Origin of the sequence: uncultured Bifidobacterium sp. (genome assembly GCF_959020155.1) — a bacterium.
Classification (GTDB): domain Bacteria; phylum Actinomycetota; class Actinomycetes; order Actinomycetales; family Bifidobacteriaceae; genus Bifidobacterium.
Genome location: NZ_CAUERC010000003.1, coordinates 62,053 through 80,510 on the forward strand (window position 1 = coordinate 62,053; position 18,458 = coordinate 80,510).

The window sequence follows — 18,458 nt, forward strand, 5'->3', positions numbered from 1 at the left end:
GTGCGCTTGGTGACACACTAGGTAGCGGTCCGAGGCAACGGCCGCAGCGAAAAGGAGAGTGCAATGCCGGGTCTATTGAGCGCGATGGAAGGTTTCTGCGTCATCGGCATCGTCATCGCCACCGGCTATGTGGCCGCGCGCATGCGCATCGGCGGGCCGACCGCGCAGATGGTGCTCAACAGGTTCAGCTTCTTCGTGTCGAGCCCGTGCCTGATGTTCGCCATCCTGTCCAAGGAGAAGATCTTCGAGATTTTCCACTCCTCCATCGTCGTGGCGTTTTTTTCGGCGCTGCTGGTGGGCGTGGTCTTCCTGATTCTCAACCGGCTGTTCTTCCATATGAAAGCCGCGGACGCCACCATCGGCGCGCTGAATTCGCTGTATTTGAATTCCAACAACATCGGCCTGCCGATAGCCACGTACATTCTGGGCAATCCCGCACTCGTCGCGCCGATCCTGGTCATGCAGCAGGCGGTGTTCACGCCGATCGGCCTGACCGTGCTCGACGTGACCACCAAAGGCAAGGTCTCCGCGAAGGAGATCCTGAAACAACCGTTGCATCAACCGCTGCTCATCGGCTCGCTGCTGGGCATCGCCGTGTCCGCGATTTCCGCGAAGGTCGGCTATTTCGTGATTCCGAGCTTCATCTACGACCCGATCGATATGATCGGCGATTCCGCGGTGCCGATGATTCTGATGGCGTTCGGCATGTCGTTGCACGGCACGAAGCCGTTGCAGGACAAGTCGAATATTCCGGCGGTGTTCACGGTGGCCGCTTTGAAGAACATCGTGATGCCGACCATCGCGTTCCTGCTGTCGTATTTCGTGATGGGCTTCCGTGGCGCCACGCTGTACGCATGCGTGGTGCTTGCCGCATTGCCGACCGGGCAGAACGTCTACAATTACGCGGCGCGGTACAACGTGGGTCTGTCGTTCGCACGCGACGGCATTCTTTTCTCGACGCTGTCATCGCCGATTTTCATCGCAATCATCGCGGTGCTCCTCGGCTGACCTCGCCAGTCCTCGCCGCGGTATCCACGACCGCCGCGGCGAGGCCATCAATCGTCCATACGGTAGCCGGCATAACCGAGCCCGTGCGCCGCATGATTCGCGGCACACCCTCCGAGCACCATCAGCGCATAACACAAGCCGATTCCCGCGGCCAACGTAAGCAACGAAGCCGGATTGAGCAACGACGTTGCCAGAATCGGAAACAGCAACAACACCGAGCACCCCAATGAAACGGCCATCACCGTGTTGAGCGGGGTGATCACTTCCATCATGCGTGCCTTGTCGAGCGTCGCCTCATCCGTGCCTTCCAACGCAAGCATGCGGTACTCGTCGGCCTGGTCGTAGACGTTGCCCGTCTGCATCACGCCGGAACTGACGGCGGCGAGCACCGCGGCAAAGGCGAGCGTCAGGAAACCACCCATCGCTATATCGCGCATGTACAGCATAGATGGGTCGAACGGGTCGTGGTTGCCTCCGATTCCGGTGGCAAGCAATCCGCACACCGACGTCATCCCCGCGATGAACACAGCGAGCGCCACACCGGACACGTTGCGCCAAGCACGCTTGGGATTGTCGAGGATACGGCGCATGGCAATCATAGTGGCCGCGTCCTTCGGGTGTTTCGCACGCGATCTGGCGCGCATCGCCACCACCCAGGTACCGACGACGTTCACCATGGCGAAACCGAGGAAGAAGACGCCGAAGATGATGGCGTAGACCACCATCTGACCCAAGTGCGCGAATGCGGAGATGCTGTTGAGCAGCAGGTAGCCTACGGCCAACACGGCAAGGAAAATCAGTGCGCGCCATGCGGACGGCATGGGTTGTCCGGTACGTTGCGTCACGCCAAGCGGGGTGATGGCCACGCGGCGTAGGGCGACCAGCGCGGAGACCAAGGCAAGCAGCGTGACTCCGACGGTCACGGCCGCCAGAGCAGGCAGTCCCACCCACAACTGTTCGAAGGTGAAATGCTGGTTTTGGAAGTCGAGCAGCATGATCGCCGGTATCAGCGCGAAGTAGCCGGCCATGCCGACCAGCGCGCCAAGCAGAGCCTGGCCACCCGCATCGAGCGCGGTGAGTTTCGTGACCTGCGCGGTGGTGGCGCCCGCAAGTCGCAGTGCGGCGAGACGTGCGTCCCTGCGGGAGGCCGCGAGACGGGCCGCCGAGCCGGCGAGCGCCACGAACGGCACGATGAGTAGCAGACTGGCGAATGCGGCGAGCATCACATAGCCGTCGGAATAGGTGTTCATGACGGCTGTGGCCTGGTCGGCCGTCCAATGGCCGTCGCCGACCGTGGCGACGAGCTTGTCGACATGCGCCAGGGTTTTGGACCATGTTTCGTATGTACCGGGCGCGCACCTGTTGGAATTGATCATGCAACCGAACGTGTGGTCGGCGGAGGCCCGCCAGATGAAGCCATGCAGGCCTCCGAGCACGGTTAGGAAGACGGCGGTAGCGGATGCGAAGGCAACGATGGCCAGCGCAGAGGTGCGGCTGGATGTGCCGCGGGTGCCGGAGCGGTGGAACAATCGCCATAATCGGAACATGTTCATCGTGCGCCTCCGGCGGTAGGTTGGGATTGCTGCGGCGAGCTCAGCCTGCCGTCACGCATGGTAACGGTGGCATCGCAGAATGCGGCCACGTTCGAATCGTGCGTCACCACGACCACGGCCGCGCCGGTCTGTCGTGCGGTCCGCATGAGAATGCTCATGATTTCGTGGCCGGTGGTCTGGTCGAGCGCGCCGGTCGGTTCATCGGCGAAGATGACTGCCGGCTGCGCGGCGAGCGCACGTGCGATGGCGATGCGCTGCATCTGGCCGCCGCTCATTTCGCCGGGACGTTGTTGCGCGAGCTGGCGCAATCTCAATCGTTCCAGCCATAGCATGGCCGTGTCGGTGGCCTGCTGGTAGCTTGCGCCGCCCAGCATCATCGGCAACGCGATGTTTTCGATGGCCGGCAGTTCCGGCAGCAGCTGTCCGGATTGGAAGACGAAACCGAAGGCGCTGCGGCGCAGTTTGGTGCGGTCAGCGTCGCTCAACCGCGCCAGGTTGGCACCGCGAAACATCACATTGCCGGCTGTCGGGGTGATGATGCCGGCGAGTGCGTGCAGTAACGTCGATTTGCCGGAACCGGACGGTCCCATGACCGCGATGCTTTCGCCTGCCTGGATGCCGAAATCCACGTGATTGAGCGCCAGCATGTGTGCGGCGTTCGGTGTCGCCTGTTGGGTCGAATAATCCATGACCAGATCGGTCGCGTGAAGTATGTGTTCCATGTTTCCTACGGTACGGAAACGGATTGGTCCCGGCCATCAGACGGCGGGATGAACTTACAGGTTTCCTTCCGGCATGCATCATCCGCAAGGATTAGCGTAATCGCGGACTGCGGATGAGATGCCGTATGTCAGACGAGATGCCAGGAGAGGCGGTGCAGGTCGCTGGGCCCGAATTCAGCGATGGCGTCACGGTGTGCGGCCGAACCGTAACCCTTGTTGTGGGCCCATTCATAGGGTTCATATTGGGGTTGCGCTCCCAGTTCGACCATGAGCCGGTCTCGCGTGACTTTGGCGATGACGGCTGCGGTGGCCACGGTGGCGCAGTACCTGTCGCCCTTCACTTTGGTAGAGACTTCCGCAGGAACCGGCACGTCAGGCGCGTCGAAGGTGTTCAGCGCTTTGGTGATGTAGTCGTTCGGTCCGTCGAGGATCGCACCAACCTTCACCGGCTTGCCGTCAAGCATGCCATCGCCGTCGATGCCGAGTTTCTCTTCCGCTTGGCCGAGTGCGCGCAATGCGGCGATGCCAAGCGCATAGGAGATGCCCCAATCGTCGATTTCCGTGTTGCTGGCCGAGCCGACCGCCCAGGACGCGCACCACGATTTAAGCTCTTCGAATATGGCTTCGCGGCGGTGTTCCGTCAGCATTTTGGAATCGGCCACGCCGTCGGGCACTTGCAGCGGCGACGAACCGGCCAGGTCGCACGTGCGGATTGCGGCGGCGCCGACCATGACGGGACCGGCGAGCGAGCCGCGGCCGACCTCGTCGAAGCCGACGATCACGTCGTAGCCGGAGGCCGCGATCGCCCGTTCCATATCCAGCGTGGGCACTATGGAAACGGACATCAGTCGGCAGATCCTTCCGGCACGTCCCTGAACACGTCGTGATGCGCGTCCAGCGTGCTGATGTGGTTCAGCGGCCAATACTTGACCAGACCGACGCCGACCACGTCGGAAACCGGCACGAGGCCGTGCGAGGAATCGTCCTGATGGTAGCGGGAATCAGCGGAATTGGCGCGATTGTCGCCCATGACGAACACATGTCCCGCAGTCACTTTTTCACTGAACGCGAAGGAGCTGGGGTCCACGCCGGAGCGGATGTACGAAGTTTCGTCGATGGCCACGCCGTTGACCGTGACCGGCTTGCCGGGCCCCTCGCAGGCCACGGTGTCACCGGGCAGGCCGATAAGTCGTTTGATGAGGTAGTCGCCGCCGAATCGGCCGCTGTTCTCCTGCTGCAGCCAATGGTCAGGGTCCTTGAAGACCACCACGTCGCCGCGCTGAAGCTTGAAGACTTTGGGGGTGAGTTTGCTGGTGATGACCCGGTCGCCCGGTTCGATGGTGTTCAGCATGGAGCCGGACGGAATCACGTAGAAGCCGAACAGGAACATGCGCACCAGCAGCACGATGACGATGGGTATGCCGCACCAGATCAGGGTGTCTCGTAAGCCGAAGCTTTCCTCGCTTTCGACTCTTCTTCTGGCATGCTTCATGGGATTCCTTACCGTCCGGTTTCACGCACTGGCCCCTATCATAGCGGCCCAATATAGAAAATCGGCTCCTCGACGGGTTGCCGAAGAGCCGATTTCACGCTTTATTTGCGATTCGAACTCACTTCTCGGAGTTGTCGCGGCGCTCGACGATACGAGCGGCCTTACCGCGCAGGTTGCGCAGGTAGTACAGCTTGGCGCGACGCACGCGGCCCTTGCGGACCACCTTGATGGAATCGATGGCCGGGGAGTGCAGCGGGAAGCGGCGCTCGACACCGGTGCCGAAGCTGATCTTGCGGACCACGAAGGTCTCACGGACGCCGCCACCCTGACGAGCGATCACCACGCCGGTGAAAGCCTGCAGACGGGAGTTGTTGCCTTCCTTGATCTTCACGTTGACTTCAACGGTGTCGCCAGGACGGAAAGCCGGGATTTCCTCGGCCGGCTTCAGGTGCTTGGCGTCAAATGCTTCAATAGCGTTAACCATTGTGTTTCCTCGAGTCGCCGCCGCATATCAGCGCACAGGTAAGGGCTTCGTACGGCGTTCTTGCGATTGCCGGCTCAGCCTGTTCTTCCACTCCGCAGGTCTGCCTGCGAAGGGTTGCCGATCCGCCGGAAATATTGCGATTGCGCACGTCCGCAGCTACCTGCGGACGTTCCGGCTGGACCTGAAGAAAAGCGGGATTATGCGGCGTCCCGCCTTTCGGCACAGCAATAATCAAAAATACCCCATCCGTAAGACACGGATGGGGTATGCCACGTACGCGCTAGACGCCACGTTTCGATGGAAGATCAGAACTCGCGGCATGAACGGTCGCCAGACCGTTCACCAGACAACACCGTGCGGCGCGCGCAACCGTGAGTTCTGATGCAACGCAGCGGAATCAGAACTCACGGTTGGCGCGGTAGAACTTGATCAGGGACTGGGTGGACGGATCCTGGGCGGCCAGGGCGTCGTCATCCTTGGAGATGGCCGGGGTGATTTGCTTGGCAAGCTGCTTGCCGAGCTCGACGCCCCACTGGTCGTAGGAGTCCAGACCCCACACGGTGCCCTCGACGAAGGTGATGTGCTCGTACAGGGCGATGAGCTCGCCGAGCGCGAACGGGGTCAGAGCCACGCCGAAGATGGAGGTGGTCGGACGGTTGCCGGTGAACACGCGGGCCGGGACGATCTCTTCCGGGGTGCCCTCAGCGCGCACTTCGTCGGCGGTCTTGCCGAAGGCCAGGGCCTTGGTCTGGGCGAAGTAGTTGCCCAGGAACAGCTCGTGCACGTCCTGGTCGCCGTCCTTGGTCGGGTTCGGGGTGTTCACGAACGCGATGAAGTCGGCCGGGATGAGCTGGGTGCCCTGGTGGATCAGCTGGTAGAAGGCGTGCTGGCCGTTGGTGCCCGGCTCGCCCCAGAAGATCTCGCCGGTCTCGGAGGTGACCGGGGTGCCGTCCCAACGCACGGACTTGCCGTTGGACTCCATGGTCAGCTGCTGCAGGTAGGCCGGGAAGCGGTGCAGGTACTGGTCGTACGGCAGCACGGCGTGGGAGGCGACCTTGAAGAAGTTGCGGTACCACACGTTCAGCATGCCGAGCAGCACGACCACGTTCTTCTCGAACGGGGTGTTGGCGAAGTATTCGTCGATCTCGTGGAAGCCGTGCAGGAACTCCTCGAAGCGGGCAGGGCCGAAGACCACGGCCAGGGAGGTGCCGACGGCGGAGTCGACGGAGTAACGGCCGCCGACCCAGTTCCAGAAGCCGAAGGCGTTGTTCGGGTCGATGCCGAACTCGGCGACCTTCTCCAGGTTGGTGGAGACGGCGACGAAGTGCTTCTTGATGGCTTCGGCGTTCTTCTCGTCGGAGCCGTCGATGGCGCCCTTGGCCTTGAGCTCTTCGAGCAGCCAGGTGCGGGCTTCGCGAGCGTTGGTCAGGGTCTCCAGGGTGGTGAAGGTCTTGGAGACGATGATGAACAGGGTGGTCTCCGGGTCGAGGCCCTTGGTCTTCTCGGCCAGGTCGTTCGGGTCGATGTTGGAGATGTAGCGGGCGGAGATGCCGGCGTCGGCGTACGGCTTCAGAGCCTCGTACACCATGACGGGACCCAGGTCGGAACCACCGATGCCGATGTTGACCACGGTCTCGATCTTCTTGCCGGTCACGCCGGTCCACTCGCCGGAGCGGACCTTGTCGGCGAACGCGTAGATGCGGTCGAGCACCTCACGCACGTCCTTGACGGTGTCCTGGCCGTCGACGATGTACTTGCCCTCGTCCTCGACCGGGCGGCGCAGCGCGGTGTGCAGCACGGCGCGGTCCTCGGTGTTGTTGATGTGCACGCCGGTGTACATGGCCTTGGTGCGCTCGTCGAGCTTGACGGCCTTGGCGAGGTCTGCGAACAGCTGCAGGGTTTCCGGCTTGATCAGGTTCTTGGACAGGTCGAAGTGCAGGTCGCCCGCGTCGAAGCTCAGCTTCTCGACGCGCTCGGCGTCATCGGCGAACCACTGCTTGAGGCTGATGCCCTCGGACTGCAGCTCGTCGTAGTGCTTCTGCAGCGCGGCCCACTCCGGGGTCTTGGTGGCGTCAACGGGAGGATTGATGGCCATGTTGATAGGTCCTTTCATCATCACTGTGAAGCGGAACGTGACGGTGGAATCTCGTTCGATTTTCCACGGCACGAGCCGTTTTCTTCACCTCACAAGATACTCACAAAAGCCGACAGAACAACACAAAAATGTTTCCCGAGTTAACACATTCGGTCGGAAGCGCGATATACCGCGGTTCCGACCACTTTTCAGCGGCGACATGCCAGATAAACGACGATTACTGAAATCGTATGCAACGTTCAGCGGAAAAGCTTCAACGCACGTGAAAACGGCTGTCGTATGCAACGATCGCATTACGATTACGTACGCAACTTACGCACGACCACGCACGCGGCTTACGCAAGTCAGGCGATGGCGGCGAGCAGGAAGTGCGCGCCGGTCATCATGACCAGGCCGATGATCGCGGACACGGACAGCGAGAAGCCGGCGAGTTTCGCATTGCCGAGCACTTCGTCGGTGAACAGGGTGGAGAACACGGCGATTGGCGCGAGGCAGCACATCACCACGGCTTCGCGCACATTGGCGCCGAACGGCAGCACGAACCATGCGCAGACGGCGGACAGCAGGCCGAATGGCAGTCGCAGGCCGATGATCTTCAGCAGCTTCATCACATCGTCACGGCCGGCGGGCAGGTCCATCAGCATGCCGACCATCAGCATGGCGACGAACGAGTTGGCGTTGGCGAGCGGCTCAACGAACGTGGCCACGACGGCGGGGATCTTCACATTGGCAAGCATGAGCACGATCATGACCAGGTAGGTGTCGAACGGGATGGAGCCGAAGAAGCCTTTCGCCACGTTGCGTAGCAGCGCGTGGCGTGCCAGCCGGCGGGCATCGCGATCCTTGGGTTTCGTATACGGCAGCACCGGCGCATGCCCCTGGTACTGCTCGTCCAAGGTCTTGCCGGACTGGATGTGCAGGAGGGTCTGCGTCATGACGTTCGTGCCGGCCGCCACCATCACGCAGTTGCCGATGTCGAACATGGCCGCTGGCACGATCGCCGCGGTGCCGAGAAACGCCTGTGCCACGGGGAAGCAGAAGCAGCCGATGTTGAAGCCGGAACCGTTGAGCATGGTGAACGCGCGATCCTGCACAGGCGTGTGACGTGTGGTGAGGAAGATGAGCACGGGCGGGATGAACGCGACCACGAAGCCGAAGACGGAGATCCACAGCATGCTGGAATCATGCGGGTTCGTGGCGAACGAGTAGATGATGGCGCAGGGCAGAACCAGGTTGAACAGGGCGACCTGCATGATGCGGTAGTCGCGGTTTTTGAATTTGCCGGCGCGTTTGAACAGGTAGCCGGTGAGGATGATGGCCAGCAGCGCGATTGGCTGAATTAACGTGGACATGTGCGCGAGATGGGACTTGAACCCACACGTCAAAGACACAGGAACCTAAATCCTGCGCGTCTACCAATTCCGCCACTCGCGCAATCACCATCCGCGCACGGCGAAAACCGATATGCACGAATGCACATATGCAAAACCCTAGATGCTCGGAAAACCTCCGAACATCTAGGGCAGTGGAGCCACTTGACAGAATCGAACTGTCGACCTGCTCATTACGAGTGAGCCGCTCTACCGACTGAGCTAAAGTGGCGCAATGCCCGGTAAGCATACGCTAGCCGCGCACAAGAAACAAAGCATAGCGGAAAAACCGGACGAGCACAAATCGCACGCACGCCATCCAGTGTCGCGCGCCACGGCAAGCGCCCGTCGCGGCCGTCATCCGATGTTATTTGACCAGCGCTTCGATCGATGCGACCAGCGCGCGCAGCGCCTTGCCACGATGGGAGACCACGTTCTTCTCGGCCGGCTCCATTTCGGCGGACGTGAGCTTTTCGCCGGCGTCGACCGCACGCTGCGGCTGATCGTTCGGCACAAACAGCGGATCGTAGCCGAAACCGTTGGCGCCGCGCGGGGCACGCAGCAGCACGCCCGGCATTTCGCCGACTTCGACGGTTTCGCTGGCGATCGTGTACGGCTTATCATCATCCGCACCGTCCGTCTTGCGCCCTCCCGGCACGACCAGCGCGGCGGCGCAGCGGAACCGTGCGGTGCGCTTGCTGTCGGGGATGTCGGCCAGCTGCTTGAGCAGCAGCGCGTTGTTGGCCTTGTCGTTGCCGTGCTCGCCGGCCCAGCGTGCGGACAGAATGCCCGGCGCGTTGCCCATGACGTCCACGATCAGGCCGGAATCGTCCGCGACTGCCGGGCAGCCGGTGCGTTCGGCCACGTCGCGCGCCTTGATGAGCGCGTTCTCCTGGAAGGTCACGCCGTCCTCGACCGGATCGGGCAATCCCAGGGAGCCTGCGGAGACGAGCTCGATGTCGGCGGCGTCCGCGCCGAGACGTTCCTCGAGAATGCGGCGGATTTCCGCCAGTTTGCCTTCGTTATGCGTGGCGACGATGATCTTCATGCCTTACGGTTCCTTCCGTCGTTTTCCGACTTATATCTGTTTGCGTTGTTCCATGCGCGCCGAGTCGCCGGCATCGGACCGTCAACGTCCTACATTCAGCGCATGCCGTGCCGTCGATCGGCTCAGTCGAGCGCGAGCGCGGCGCGTTGGGCGGCCTGCAGCTCCCTGTTGCCTTTTTCGGCGAGGTCGAGCAGGGTGTTGAGTTCGGCGCGGTTGAACGGACGATGCTCGGCGGTGCCCTGGATCTCGATGAAATCGCCGGAACCGGTCATGGCCACGTTCATGTCGGTCATGGCCTGGCTGTCTTCGATGTACGGCAGGTCCAGCATCGGCTTGCCGTTGATCACGCCGACGGAGACGGCGGAGACCCAGTCCTTGAGCACGCGGTCGGCGGACTTGACGTGCTTGTGTTCCTCGGCCCAATGCATCGCGTCGACGAGCGCCACGTACGCGCCGGTGATCGAAGCGGTGCGGGTGCCGCCGTCGGCCTGCAGCACGTCGCAGTCGATCTGCACCTGGTTTTCGCCGAGCGCCTTCATATCGACGACGCCACGCAGGCAGCGGCCGATCAGACGGCTGATCTCGTGCGTACGGCCGCCGATCTTGCCGCGCACGGACTCGCGGTCGGTGCGGTCGGCGGTGGCGCGCGGCAGCATCGCGTATTCCGCGGTGACCCAGCCCAGGCCGGAGTCCTTGCGCCAGCGCGGCACGCCGGCTGTGAACGTGGCGGTGCACATCACGCGCGTGTTGCCGCATTCGATGAGCACGGAGCCTTCCGGAACGTCCGTGAAATGGCGGGTGATGCGCACCGGACGCAATTCGTCCACCTTGCGGCCGTCCGCACGCACCACGGTCTGGTCGCCCAACATATCCTTAATCGCTACCATTGCTGTTCTGCACTTCGCTTTCCGCTGATTTCGGCTTTTGCCGCCGTCCGATTACTCGTCTTTTCAGCATTCGACCCTATCACCAGCCAAGCACGCCGCGCCTCGAGACCCCTCCTGCACGTATGATGGGATGCAACCAAAGATTGGCCACCGTGGGTCCTACACTTATGGTCAGTTTCACCAAAAGTCAAGAAAGGCTTTGGAAATGCTGGATTATTCACCCGCACTCATGACCGACATGTACGAATACACCATGCTTGACGCATGCCTGAAGGACGGCACCGCCAACCGCAAGTGCGTATTCGAGATCTTCACCCGGCATCTGCCGCTGGGCCGCCACTATGGCGTGGCTGCCGGACAGGGACGCATCCTCGACGCGCTCGAGAAGTTCCACCTCGACGACAACGACCTGAAATTCCTCGCCGACCGCAAGGTGGTAAGCCCGGAAACCATCAAATGGCTGGAGAACTTCCACTTCTCCGGCTCCATCAAGGGCTACCGCGAAGGCGAGATGTTCTTCCCGAACTCGCCGATCCTGCAGGTCGAAGGCACGTTCGGCGAATGCACGCTGCTGGAAACGCTGCTGCTGAGCATTCTGAATTACGATTCCGCCGTCGCCTCCGCCGCGTCCCGCATGGTCAGCGCGGCGAAGGACCGCCCGTGCATGGACATGGGAGGCCGCCGCACCAACGAATGGGCCGCCGTCGCAGCCGCCCGCGCCGCCGTGGTGGGCGGATTCAAGGGCACCGCCAATCTGCTGGCCGCGCAAATGTACGGCCTGAAGGCCATCGGCACCGCCGCGCATTGCTTCACCCTGGTGCACGACGACGAGCGGAGCGCCTTCGAATCGCAGATCGCCGCGCTTGGCAAGAACACCACGCTGCTGGTCGACACGTACAACATCGAAGAGGCCGTGAAGACGGCCGTCGACGTGGCAGGCCCCGAACTGGGCGGCGTGCGCATCGATTCCGGCGATCTCGCCTCCCTCGCGCAGCGCGTGCGCAACCAGCTGGACGCGCTTGGTGCCACCAATACGAAGATCACCGTCACCAACGATCTCGACGAGTACGCGCTGGCCTCTCTGCAGACCGCTCCGGTCGATTCCTATGGTGTGGGTACCATGCTCGTCACCGGCTCGGGCGCCCCGACCTGCGCGATGGTCTACAAGCTCACCGAACGCGAGAACTCCGCCGGCGAAATGCAGCCGGTCGCCAAGAAGTCGAAGGACAAGGCCACCGTTCCGGGCCGCAAGCTCGCCTTCCGCTCCTACGAATACTCGCTGGCCGACTGCGAACACGTCATCTCCGGCTCCGAAGACAAGCTCGCCGCATACCAGCCGGAAGACGGCTGGAAGGACCTGCTCGTCGACTACGTCACCAATGGCGAGAACCACAGCGAATACCAGGGCCACGACGCGATCGTCAACGCGCACAACTACCGCGCGCAGGCGCTCGCCGAACTGCCGATCGGCGCACAGAGCCTGATGAAGGGCGATCCGGTCATCCCGACCGAAGTCACCGTGCTGTGACGTCCGTCATGGCGTGAACCGCCCTGTACAGCGCAAAAGACATAACAAAAACCGACGCCCGGTGAATCACCGGCGTCGGTTTTTGCATAACATACGACGTTGCGCCGCACTCGGTCGCCGCACCCAGCCGCCATATTCAATCGCCACGTTCAGCCACCGCAACCGGCGGCATGAATCGGCAACATGGTCGAACGGCAATCAGAACGAGCTGTTCATCATCTCGTCATAGATGCGCTTGCAATCCGGGCACACCGGGTAATGCGTGGGGTCACGCTTCGGCACCCACACCTTGCCGCACAACGCCACAACCGGACGACCCGTCATCTTCGATTCGGCGATACGGTCACGCGACACATAATGCGCGAAACGGTCGGCATCGCCATTGCCACCGTCATCAAGCTTCGTTTCCTCTTCAGGACGTTCCAGAACGGCGGTACCGGTACCCGCATCCGGGTTGGACAGCGGCGAAACCGGATCGTCGGATCCGAACAAGCCATCGAAAATCGCAAATGCCATAATTAAGACTCCTCACACAAGCCGCGATCGCGGCCCCACTGCCTTCCATCATAGCCGAGCCGCATTGCGCCGCCACCCGTGCGCACGAACCGCGCCAACACGGGCATACGCCGATGTTGCGCACGTTCTCAACCAATCGCGGTACGCTTAAGGTTATGACAATTGCAGTTTGCCCCGGGTCGTACGACCCAGTGACCGCCGGCCACCTGGACGTCATCGAGCGTTGCGCGCGCTTTTTCGACGAAGTGCATGTGGTGGTGGCCGTGAACGCGGCGAAGACGCCGATGTTCTCCGAAGAAACCCGTGTTGAGATCATCCGCCAGGCGCTCGCCAAGCGCGGTTGCACCAATGTGAAGGTGGCGTCGACCACCGGCCTGATCACCGACTATTGCACGAAAATCGGTGCGACGGTCATCGTCAAAGGACTTCGGCAGAACGGCGATTACGAGGCTGAGCTGGGCATGGCATTGGTCAACCGCAAACTCGCCGGAGTGGAAACGCTGTTTCTGCCTGCGGCCCCGGACCTGGAGCACATCTCCAGCTCCATCGTCAAGGACGTGGCACGGCACGGAGGCGATGTGACGGGCATGGTGCCCGATTGCGTGATTCCGCTGCTCGGCGAGGCGCTCAAGAACGAAAAGAGAGCATGATGAGTGAAGAGACCAACGATTTCAAGCCGCTTGCTGACGCCGATGACGCCACGTCGCAGCAGCCGGTCACGGCGGCGGCCGATTATCCGGCTACCGGCGCTGTTGCCGGTACCGCAGCGACCAACAACTCCGCAACCGGCAATGCCGCCGATCGTGCTACGGATGAGCCGGCAAAGCCCGCGAAATCGTCGAAACCGTCGATTTCCATGTCGGACCTGCCCGACCTTCGCGCCACGTTCGACCCCAACGCACCACTCGACGACAGTTCGGATCGCAGCCGCGACGAATTCACCACCGTCTACGACATCATCGACAGCATCGAAGAGGAATTGGACGAGGCCAAGCCGATTCTGTTCGCGCCGAGCTCGGTGCGCGTGGACCGCGAATCGTTCACCGGCAAGCTCGACAAACTCAAGAAGATGCTGCCAGTGCAGCTGGAACGCGCCTCCGCGCTGATGCGCGAATCGGAACGCCGTCTGGAAAGCGCGCAAACGCAAGCCAACGCGATCATCGCATCCGCGCAGTCGCGTGCCGCCGACACCGTACGCGAAGCCAACGAGCAGGCGCAGTTCCTTGCCGGGCAGGAGAACGTGACGGAACTCGCCAGGCAGAAGGCGCGCGGCATTCTCGACCAGGCGCAAGCCAAGGCCGACAAGCTCACGCAGAACGCCGACAAATACTGCATCACCATGATGGAATCGTTGCAACAGCAGGTCGACAAGATCGGCACCGGCGTGCAGGCGGGCCTGAACGTGCTGTACGATCGTCAACGCGAAGCCGGCGCGCATCTGGACCATCTCGACGCGGACGATTATCCGGAAAACTGAACAAGACGCGTAACACGCGTGGAACGCATAGCAAGAAAGAGCGAAAGACTGAACTATGGCACGTACTGAAGATTCCCCGTGGGCCGTTTCCGTGGCGCAGGTGGCCTCGCGTCCGGGGCAAAGCAAGGAGATCGACGCCACTTTCCCCGCGCCGAGCGGCATCGGCGATGAAATCGTGGGCGTGGACGAAGGCGCGGATGTGAGCGTGGTCGGCTCGTTCGATTCGATCGTCGACGGTCTGATTCTGAACGCGCGTATCAGCGCTCCCGTGCATGCCGAATGCACGCGCTGCCTGAAGCCGATCCAGCGCGATTGGACGGTGAACGTCACCTCCTTCTTCCCGTATGAGGACAAGTCCGCCGCCGGCAAGGGCGGAAAGGCCGGCAAGAACGGCAAGGAAGAGGAAGTGGACATCATCGCCGGCGAGGACGAGGCGGAAGACACGTACCCGCTGCTCGACGGCGGCGCATGGGCCGACCTCGAGGCGCTGCTGCGCGACACGCTGGTCGAGGAACTGCCGCTGCAGCCGTTGTGCAAGCCGGATTGCAAGGGCCTGTGCTCGCAGTGCGGCATCGACCTCAACGAGAACCCCGACCATCAGCATGACATGACCGACATTCGTTTCGCCGCGCTGGAAGGGCTGAAAGCCAAGCTGGAAGGCAAGGAATAAGCCGTTCGGATGGGATGGTCCATCGTTTGTACGGAGCTCACGTTAAGATACTGAACGCTTAAGCTCAATCGTTCGAACGAAATAGAGGAAACACAATGGCACTGCCTAAGTACAAGACCTCGCGCGCGAATACCCATTCTCGCCGCGCAAACTGGAAGGCCAAGGCCGCCCAGACCGTTACCTGCCCGAACTGCGGCGCTCCGACGCTGCCGCACATGGCATGCCCGAGCTGCGGTTCCTTCCGCGGCCGCGTGTACCGCGAGGCTGTCCGCTCCATCCACACCAAGTGAGTGGTTGCCGGATAACGGTATAAAGCATCGAAACCCTGCCATCGACGGGTGGCAGGGTTTCTTTTATTATTATCAAGTGATACGGCGATTGCATTGCGATTTATTTCCGCGTGCGATCGGCGTACGACATACGTTGCTTGCGTAGCAAAACCGCCAGATCAGCTGGCGTCTTGCCATGTGCGCAACGGCCACAACCACAGACCGCGGCGGGCTCGGCCCGCCGCATGAACGGTAAGGAACATCCATGGCCAAAGAGACCAATCAGGACAACGCACAGAACAACACCCAAACCGAAAACGGCAACAATACCAACGCCGGCCGCATCGGCACGTCCATCACCCCCGAAGGCGAGATGACCGCCAATGTGTTGCTCGAGGCGCTCGGCACCACAATCGAGCCGGACCTGCTCGTCGAAGCGCTCACCCACCGCTCGTTCTCACACGAGCACGAAGGCGCCAAGAACTACGAACGACTCGAATTCCTCGGCGACGCGGTGCTCGAACTGGTCTCCACGGAAACGCTGTACAAGGTGCATCCCGACATGAACGAAGGCCAGCTGGCCAAAATGCGTGCGAAGGCGGTTTCCGAGGAATCCCTGAGCAAAATCGCCCGTGAAAAACTGCACGTCGGCCCGTACATTCTGCTCGGCCACGGCGAGGCGGAACAGGGCGGCGCGGACAAAAGCTCGATTCTGTGCGACATCGTCGAATCGCTGATCGGCGCGACGTTCATCCAGCACGGCATCGACGAGGCGCGCCGCGTGGTGCATCATCTCGTCGACGATACGCTGGCGGAGGTCGCCACCGAAGGTCCGGCGCTCGATTGGAAGACGTCGCTGACCGTCAAGGCGCATGAGATGGGTCTGCCCGACCCGCACTACCAGACGTCGGTCGCCGGACCGGAATACGCACTGGAGTTCACCGCGCGCGCGATTCTCGGCGATGGCGGCGAAGTCATCGGCGTCGGTACCGGCAGCAGCAAACGCAAGGCGCAGCTGGCGGCCGCGGAAATGGGCTGGAAGGCGCTTGACAGTCGCAAGGGCGAAATGGGCGGCAAGCAGAACGGGAAGACGCATAAGTCGCACCACAGGTCACACCGCAAGTCCAACGGTGGCACGCAGGATGCAGCGCAGGGCAAGTAACCGCGCAAACGGTAACGCAAGCGGCGGCACGGCCGGCGTCACGAAACAGCATTACAAGGCAGCGTCGCAATCGCAAAAAATATGGTCCATATCACCATGGCGCGTAACGCGCCAGAATATGGGCCTTTCCGGCGAACCAAGCTGTCAGCCGTTAGCATAGACTCATTATCAGAGAGGAATGCGGCTGCAATCCGCCACAAGCGGTTGCATAGCATTCCGTTTAAGGGGTAAAACGGCGCATGAACGACGCGACCGCGGCCCCTTACGAGGAAATTTTCCACGAACGAGCATGAGAGGGAACATGGTGTTACCTACGCCTCTGCAGGCATTCAGCGGCATGCCAAAGGCATCCGCTACCACTGAAAAGCAGACCATTGTCGACGGCGAAAAGATGACCGGCGCCGAAGCGCTGGTTCGTTCGCTGGAGGATCTGGGCGTCAAGGACGTCTTCGGCGTTCCGGGCGGTGCGATTCTGCCCGTCTACGATTCCATCAAGGACGATACGAAGTTCCGCTTCGTGCTGATGCGTCACGAGCAGGCCGCCGGACATGCGGCAGAAGGCTACGCGCTGACCACCGGACAGGTGGGCGTGTGCATCGTCACTTCCGGTCCGGGCGCGACGAACATGATCACCCCGATCGCCGACGCGAACATGGATTCCATTCCTATGGTCGTCATCACCGGCCAGGTCGGCGTGAACGCCATCGGCACGGACGCTTTCCAGGAAGCCGATATCGTCGGCGCCACCTATCCGGTGGTCAAGCATTCGTACCTCGTCACCCGCGCGCAGGACATTCCGCGCGTGCTGGCCGAGGCGCATTACATCGCACGTTCCGGTCGTCCGGGACCGGTGGTGGTGGACGTCACCAAGACCGCGCAGACCGGCGAAATGTATTATTCCTGGCCGCAGCGCATGATTCTGCCGGGCTACAACCCGACCACCAAAGCGCACGGTCGCGTGCTGTCCGACGCGGCGAAGCTGTTCGAGCAGTCGTACCGTCCGGTGCTGTACGTCGGCGGCGGCGCGGTGCGTTCCGACGCGGGCGAGCTGGTCGAGGAGCTGGCTGAAGTGACCGGCGCTCCGATCGTCACCACCCTTCCGGCGCGCGGCATTGTGCCCGATTCCGATCCGAAGGTGCTTGGCATGCTCGGCATGCACGGCACAATCGCGGCAACGGGCGCTGTACAGCGTTGCGATTTGCTGGTTGCGATCGGCGCACGTTTCGACGATCGCGTCACCGGCAAGCTCGACGCGTTCGCTCCGGGCGCACGCGTGATCCATATCGACATCGATCCGGCGGAAATCGGCAAGAACCGTCAGCCGGACGTGCCGATCGTCGGCGATGTGGCCACTGTGCTCAAGGACCTCATCCCGGAGATCAAGCGCGAGCAGGCCGTGCACGGCAAGCCCGACACCAGCCACTGGTGGGACGTCATCAACAAGTGGGTCGAGGATTATCCGATTACATGGGACGAACCGACCGACGGCAGCCTCGCCCCGCAGTGGGTCGTCAAGCAGCTGTCCGACATGGCCGATCCGGACACCATCTGGGTTTCCGGCGTGGGCCAGCATCAGATGTGGGCCACCCAGATCATCGAATTCAACAAGCCTCATTCCTGGCTGTCCTCCGGCGGCCTCGGCACGATGGGCTTCGGTCTGCCTGCCGCCATCGGTGCTCGCGTCGGCTCCGCACGCGAATTCGACGACAAGAAGCCGGTGTGGCTGATCGACGGCGACGGTTCCTTCCAGATGACTTCCGAAGAGCTGGCGGCCGCGTTCCTCGACCACGCGCCGGTGAAGATCGCCCTGCTCAACAACTCCGTGTACGGCATGGTCCGCCAGTGGCAGACCCTGTTCTACAATCACCACTACTCCGCCACGAACCTGCTGGACGGCGAGAACACGTCTGACATCGTGGACGTGCCGGACTTCGTGAAGCTCGCCGAAGCGTACGGCTGCGTGGGTATGCGCGCGTTCACCAAGGACGAGGCCATCGAATGCATCAAGAAGGCCAACGAGATCAACGACCGTCCGGTGCTGATCGACTTCCGCGTGTGGAAGGACGCCATGGTGTGGCCGATGGTCGCAGCCGGCGACTCCAACGACAACGTCACGTACATGCCCGGCGTCAAGCCCTTGCAGCGCGCCGGCGAGAACGAGTGAACGAGTAGAGCGT

Annotated in this window: 18 protein-coding genes and 2 tRNA genes; 8 read left to right on the forward strand and 12 right to left on the reverse strand. The window is 62.0% G+C overall.

Going from position 1 to position 18,458, the window contains the following annotated elements:
- The first annotated feature begins 63 nt into the window (after positions 1-63).
- On the forward strand, positions 64-1,008 hold the full coding sequence (locus Q5H31_RS01555; protein ID WP_080863422.1) for an AEC family transporter: 945 nt from the start codon (positions 64-66) through the stop codon (positions 1,006-1,008).
- 47 nt (positions 1,009-1,055) lie between these two features.
- Here the strand turns inward: Q5H31_RS01555 and Q5H31_RS01560 are convergent, their stop codons facing one another.
- The 11 genes from Q5H31_RS01560 to rph all read right to left on the reverse strand — a co-directional run bounded on the left by Q5H31_RS01560 (position 1,056) and on the right by rph (position 10,659).
- Positions 1,056-2,561, reverse strand: a complete 1,506-nt coding sequence (locus tag Q5H31_RS01560) for an ABC transporter permease (protein WP_302457409.1) — start codon at positions 2,559-2,561, stop codon at positions 1,056-1,058.
- Entirely contained in the window at positions 2,558-3,283 is a 726-nt protein-coding gene (locus Q5H31_RS01565) for an ABC transporter ATP-binding protein (protein WP_217730049.1), read from the reverse strand. The genes Q5H31_RS01560 and Q5H31_RS01565 overlap by 4 nt, the downstream gene beginning before the upstream one ends.
- A gap of 128 nt (positions 3,284-3,411) precedes the next feature.
- On the reverse strand, positions 3,412-4,128 hold the full coding sequence (locus Q5H31_RS01570) for a ribonuclease HII (RefSeq protein ID WP_003807723.1): 717 nt from the start codon (positions 4,126-4,128) through the stop codon (positions 3,412-3,414).
- Entirely contained in the window at positions 4,128-4,775 is a 648-nt protein-coding gene (gene lepB, locus Q5H31_RS01575; RefSeq protein ID WP_003807722.1) for a signal peptidase I, read from the reverse strand. The genes Q5H31_RS01570 and lepB overlap by 1 nt, the downstream gene beginning before the upstream one ends.
- A gap of 118 nt (positions 4,776-4,893) precedes the next feature.
- Positions 4,894-5,259 (reverse strand): 50S ribosomal protein L19, encoded by a 366-nt coding sequence (gene rplS / locus Q5H31_RS01580; RefSeq protein WP_033499339.1) that lies wholly within the window; start codon positions 5,257-5,259, stop codon positions 4,894-4,896.
- A gap of 397 nt (positions 5,260-5,656) precedes the next feature.
- The gene (gene pgi / locus Q5H31_RS01585; protein WP_302457410.1) at positions 5,657-7,354 is read right to left on the reverse strand and encodes a glucose-6-phosphate isomerase; all 1,698 of its coding nucleotides are present in this window, start codon (positions 7,352-7,354) and stop codon (positions 5,657-5,659) included.
- A gap of 344 nt (positions 7,355-7,698) precedes the next feature.
- Positions 7,699-8,706, reverse strand: a complete 1,008-nt coding sequence (locus Q5H31_RS01590; protein WP_195570022.1) for an AEC family transporter — start codon at positions 8,704-8,706, stop codon at positions 7,699-7,701.
- Position 8,707: 1 nt separating this feature from the next.
- A tRNA-Leu gene (locus Q5H31_RS01595) sits at positions 8,708-8,788 on the reverse strand.
- A gap of 92 nt (positions 8,789-8,880) precedes the next feature.
- Positions 8,881-8,956: transfer RNA gene (locus Q5H31_RS01600), tRNA-Thr, on the reverse strand.
- A gap of 135 nt (positions 8,957-9,091) precedes the next feature.
- On the reverse strand, positions 9,092-9,772 hold the full coding sequence (locus tag Q5H31_RS01605) for a non-canonical purine NTP pyrophosphatase (protein ID WP_302457411.1): 681 nt from the start codon (positions 9,770-9,772) through the stop codon (positions 9,092-9,094).
- A 122-nt stretch (positions 9,773-9,894) separates the two neighbouring features.
- The gene (gene rph / locus Q5H31_RS01610) at positions 9,895-10,659 is read right to left on the reverse strand and encodes a ribonuclease PH (protein WP_003807709.1); all 765 of its coding nucleotides are present in this window, start codon (positions 10,657-10,659) and stop codon (positions 9,895-9,897) included.
- 130 nt (positions 10,660-10,789) lie between these two features.
- Between rph and Q5H31_RS01615 the strand changes: the two genes are divergently transcribed.
- Positions 10,790-12,187: a nicotinate phosphoribosyltransferase gene (locus Q5H31_RS01615; protein ID WP_085381642.1), complete on the forward strand. Its 1,398-nt coding sequence runs from the start codon at positions 10,790-10,792 to the stop codon at positions 12,185-12,187.
- 198 nt (positions 12,188-12,385) lie between these two features.
- Here Q5H31_RS01615 and Q5H31_RS01620 read toward each other — a convergent pair whose 3' ends face one another.
- Positions 12,386-12,703: a DUF3039 domain-containing protein gene (locus Q5H31_RS01620; RefSeq protein ID WP_021913440.1), complete on the reverse strand. Its 318-nt coding sequence runs from the start codon at positions 12,701-12,703 to the stop codon at positions 12,386-12,388.
- Positions 12,704-12,858: 155 nt separating this feature from the next.
- On the opposite strand from Q5H31_RS01620, the gene coaD reads away from it, so the two are divergent.
- The 6 genes from coaD (at position 12,859) to Q5H31_RS01650 (ending at position 18,445) form a co-directional block, all read left to right on the forward strand.
- Complete coding sequence (gene coaD, locus Q5H31_RS01625) at positions 12,859-13,353, forward strand: pantetheine-phosphate adenylyltransferase (RefSeq protein WP_021913439.1); 495 nt, start codon at positions 12,859-12,861, stop codon at positions 13,351-13,353.
- Positions 13,350-14,180 carry a cell division protein gene (locus Q5H31_RS01630; protein WP_033499340.1) on the forward strand — a complete coding sequence of 277 codons (831 nt, stop codon included), beginning with the start codon at positions 13,350-13,352 and terminating at the stop codon, positions 14,178-14,180. The genes coaD and Q5H31_RS01630 overlap by 4 nt, the downstream gene beginning before the upstream one ends.
- Positions 14,181-14,235: 55 nt before the next feature.
- Positions 14,236-14,850, forward strand: a complete 615-nt coding sequence (locus Q5H31_RS01635) for a DUF177 domain-containing protein (RefSeq protein WP_011742749.1) — start codon at positions 14,236-14,238, stop codon at positions 14,848-14,850.
- A 95-nt stretch (positions 14,851-14,945) separates the two neighbouring features.
- A complete protein-coding gene (gene rpmF / locus Q5H31_RS01640; protein ID WP_003807696.1) occupies positions 14,946-15,140 on the forward strand; it encodes a 50S ribosomal protein L32 in 195 nt (64 codons plus the stop codon).
- 352 nt (positions 15,141-15,492) lie between these two features.
- Positions 15,493-16,281, forward strand: coding sequence for a ribonuclease III (rnc, locus tag Q5H31_RS01645; protein ID WP_011742747.1), 789 nt, complete (start codon positions 15,493-15,495; stop codon positions 16,279-16,281).
- Positions 16,282-16,582: 301 nt separating this feature from the next.
- Positions 16,583-18,445 (forward strand): acetolactate synthase large subunit, encoded by a 1,863-nt coding sequence (locus Q5H31_RS01650; RefSeq protein ID WP_151263210.1) that lies wholly within the window; start codon positions 16,583-16,585, stop codon positions 18,443-18,445.
- The last annotated feature ends 13 nt before the right edge of the window (positions 18,446-18,458 follow it).

Excerpts from the sequence above, each read along its gene's own strand:
- Q5H31_RS01555 (WP_080863422.1), top strand. The coding sequence starts at position 64 with ATGCCGGGTCTATTGAGCGCGATGGAAGGTTTCTGCGTCATCGGCATC.
- Q5H31_RS01560 (WP_302457409.1), bottom strand. The coding sequence starts at position 2,561 with ATGAACATGTTCCGATTATGGCGATTGTTCCACCGCTCCGGCACCCGC.
- Q5H31_RS01565 (WP_217730049.1), bottom strand. The coding sequence starts at position 3,283 with ATGGAACACATACTTCACGCGACCGATCTGGTCATGGATTATTCGACC.
- Q5H31_RS01570 (WP_003807723.1), bottom strand. The coding sequence starts at position 4,128 with ATGTCCGTTTCCATAGTGCCCACGCTGGATATGGAACGGGCGATCGCG.
- lepB (WP_003807722.1), bottom strand. The coding sequence starts at position 4,775 with ATGAAGCATGCCAGAAGAAGAGTCGAAAGCGAGGAAAGCTTCGGCTTA.
- rplS (WP_033499339.1), bottom strand. The coding sequence starts at position 5,259 with ATGGTTAACGCTATTGAAGCATTTGACGCCAAGCACCTGAAGCCGGCC.
- pgi (WP_302457410.1), bottom strand. The coding sequence starts at position 7,354 with ATGGCCATCAATCCTCCCGTTGACGCCACCAAGACCCCGGAGTGGGCC.
- Q5H31_RS01590 (WP_195570022.1), bottom strand. The coding sequence starts at position 8,706 with ATGTCCACGTTAATTCAGCCAATCGCGCTGCTGGCCATCATCCTCACC.
- Q5H31_RS01605 (WP_302457411.1), bottom strand. The coding sequence starts at position 9,772 with ATGAAGATCATCGTCGCCACGCATAACGAAGGCAAACTGGCGGAAATC.
- rph (WP_003807709.1), bottom strand. The coding sequence starts at position 10,659 with ATGGTAGCGATTAAGGATATGTTGGGCGACCAGACCGTGGTGCGTGCG.
- Q5H31_RS01615 (WP_085381642.1), top strand. The coding sequence starts at position 10,790 with ATGCAACCAAAGATTGGCCACCGTGGGTCCTACACTTATGGTCAGTTT.
- Q5H31_RS01620 (WP_021913440.1), bottom strand. The coding sequence starts at position 12,703 with ATGGCATTTGCGATTTTCGATGGCTTGTTCGGATCCGACGATCCGGTT.
- coaD (WP_021913439.1), top strand. The coding sequence starts at position 12,859 with ATGACAATTGCAGTTTGCCCCGGGTCGTACGACCCAGTGACCGCCGGC.
- Q5H31_RS01630 (WP_033499340.1), top strand. The coding sequence starts at position 13,350 with ATGATGAGTGAAGAGACCAACGATTTCAAGCCGCTTGCTGACGCCGAT.
- Q5H31_RS01635 (WP_011742749.1), top strand. The coding sequence starts at position 14,236 with ATGGCACGTACTGAAGATTCCCCGTGGGCCGTTTCCGTGGCGCAGGTG.
- rpmF (WP_003807696.1), top strand. The coding sequence starts at position 14,946 with ATGGCACTGCCTAAGTACAAGACCTCGCGCGCGAATACCCATTCTCGC.
- rnc (WP_011742747.1), top strand. The coding sequence starts at position 15,493 with ATGACCGCCAATGTGTTGCTCGAGGCGCTCGGCACCACAATCGAGCCG.
- Q5H31_RS01650 (WP_151263210.1), top strand. The coding sequence starts at position 16,583 with ATGGTGTTACCTACGCCTCTGCAGGCATTCAGCGGCATGCCAAAGGCA.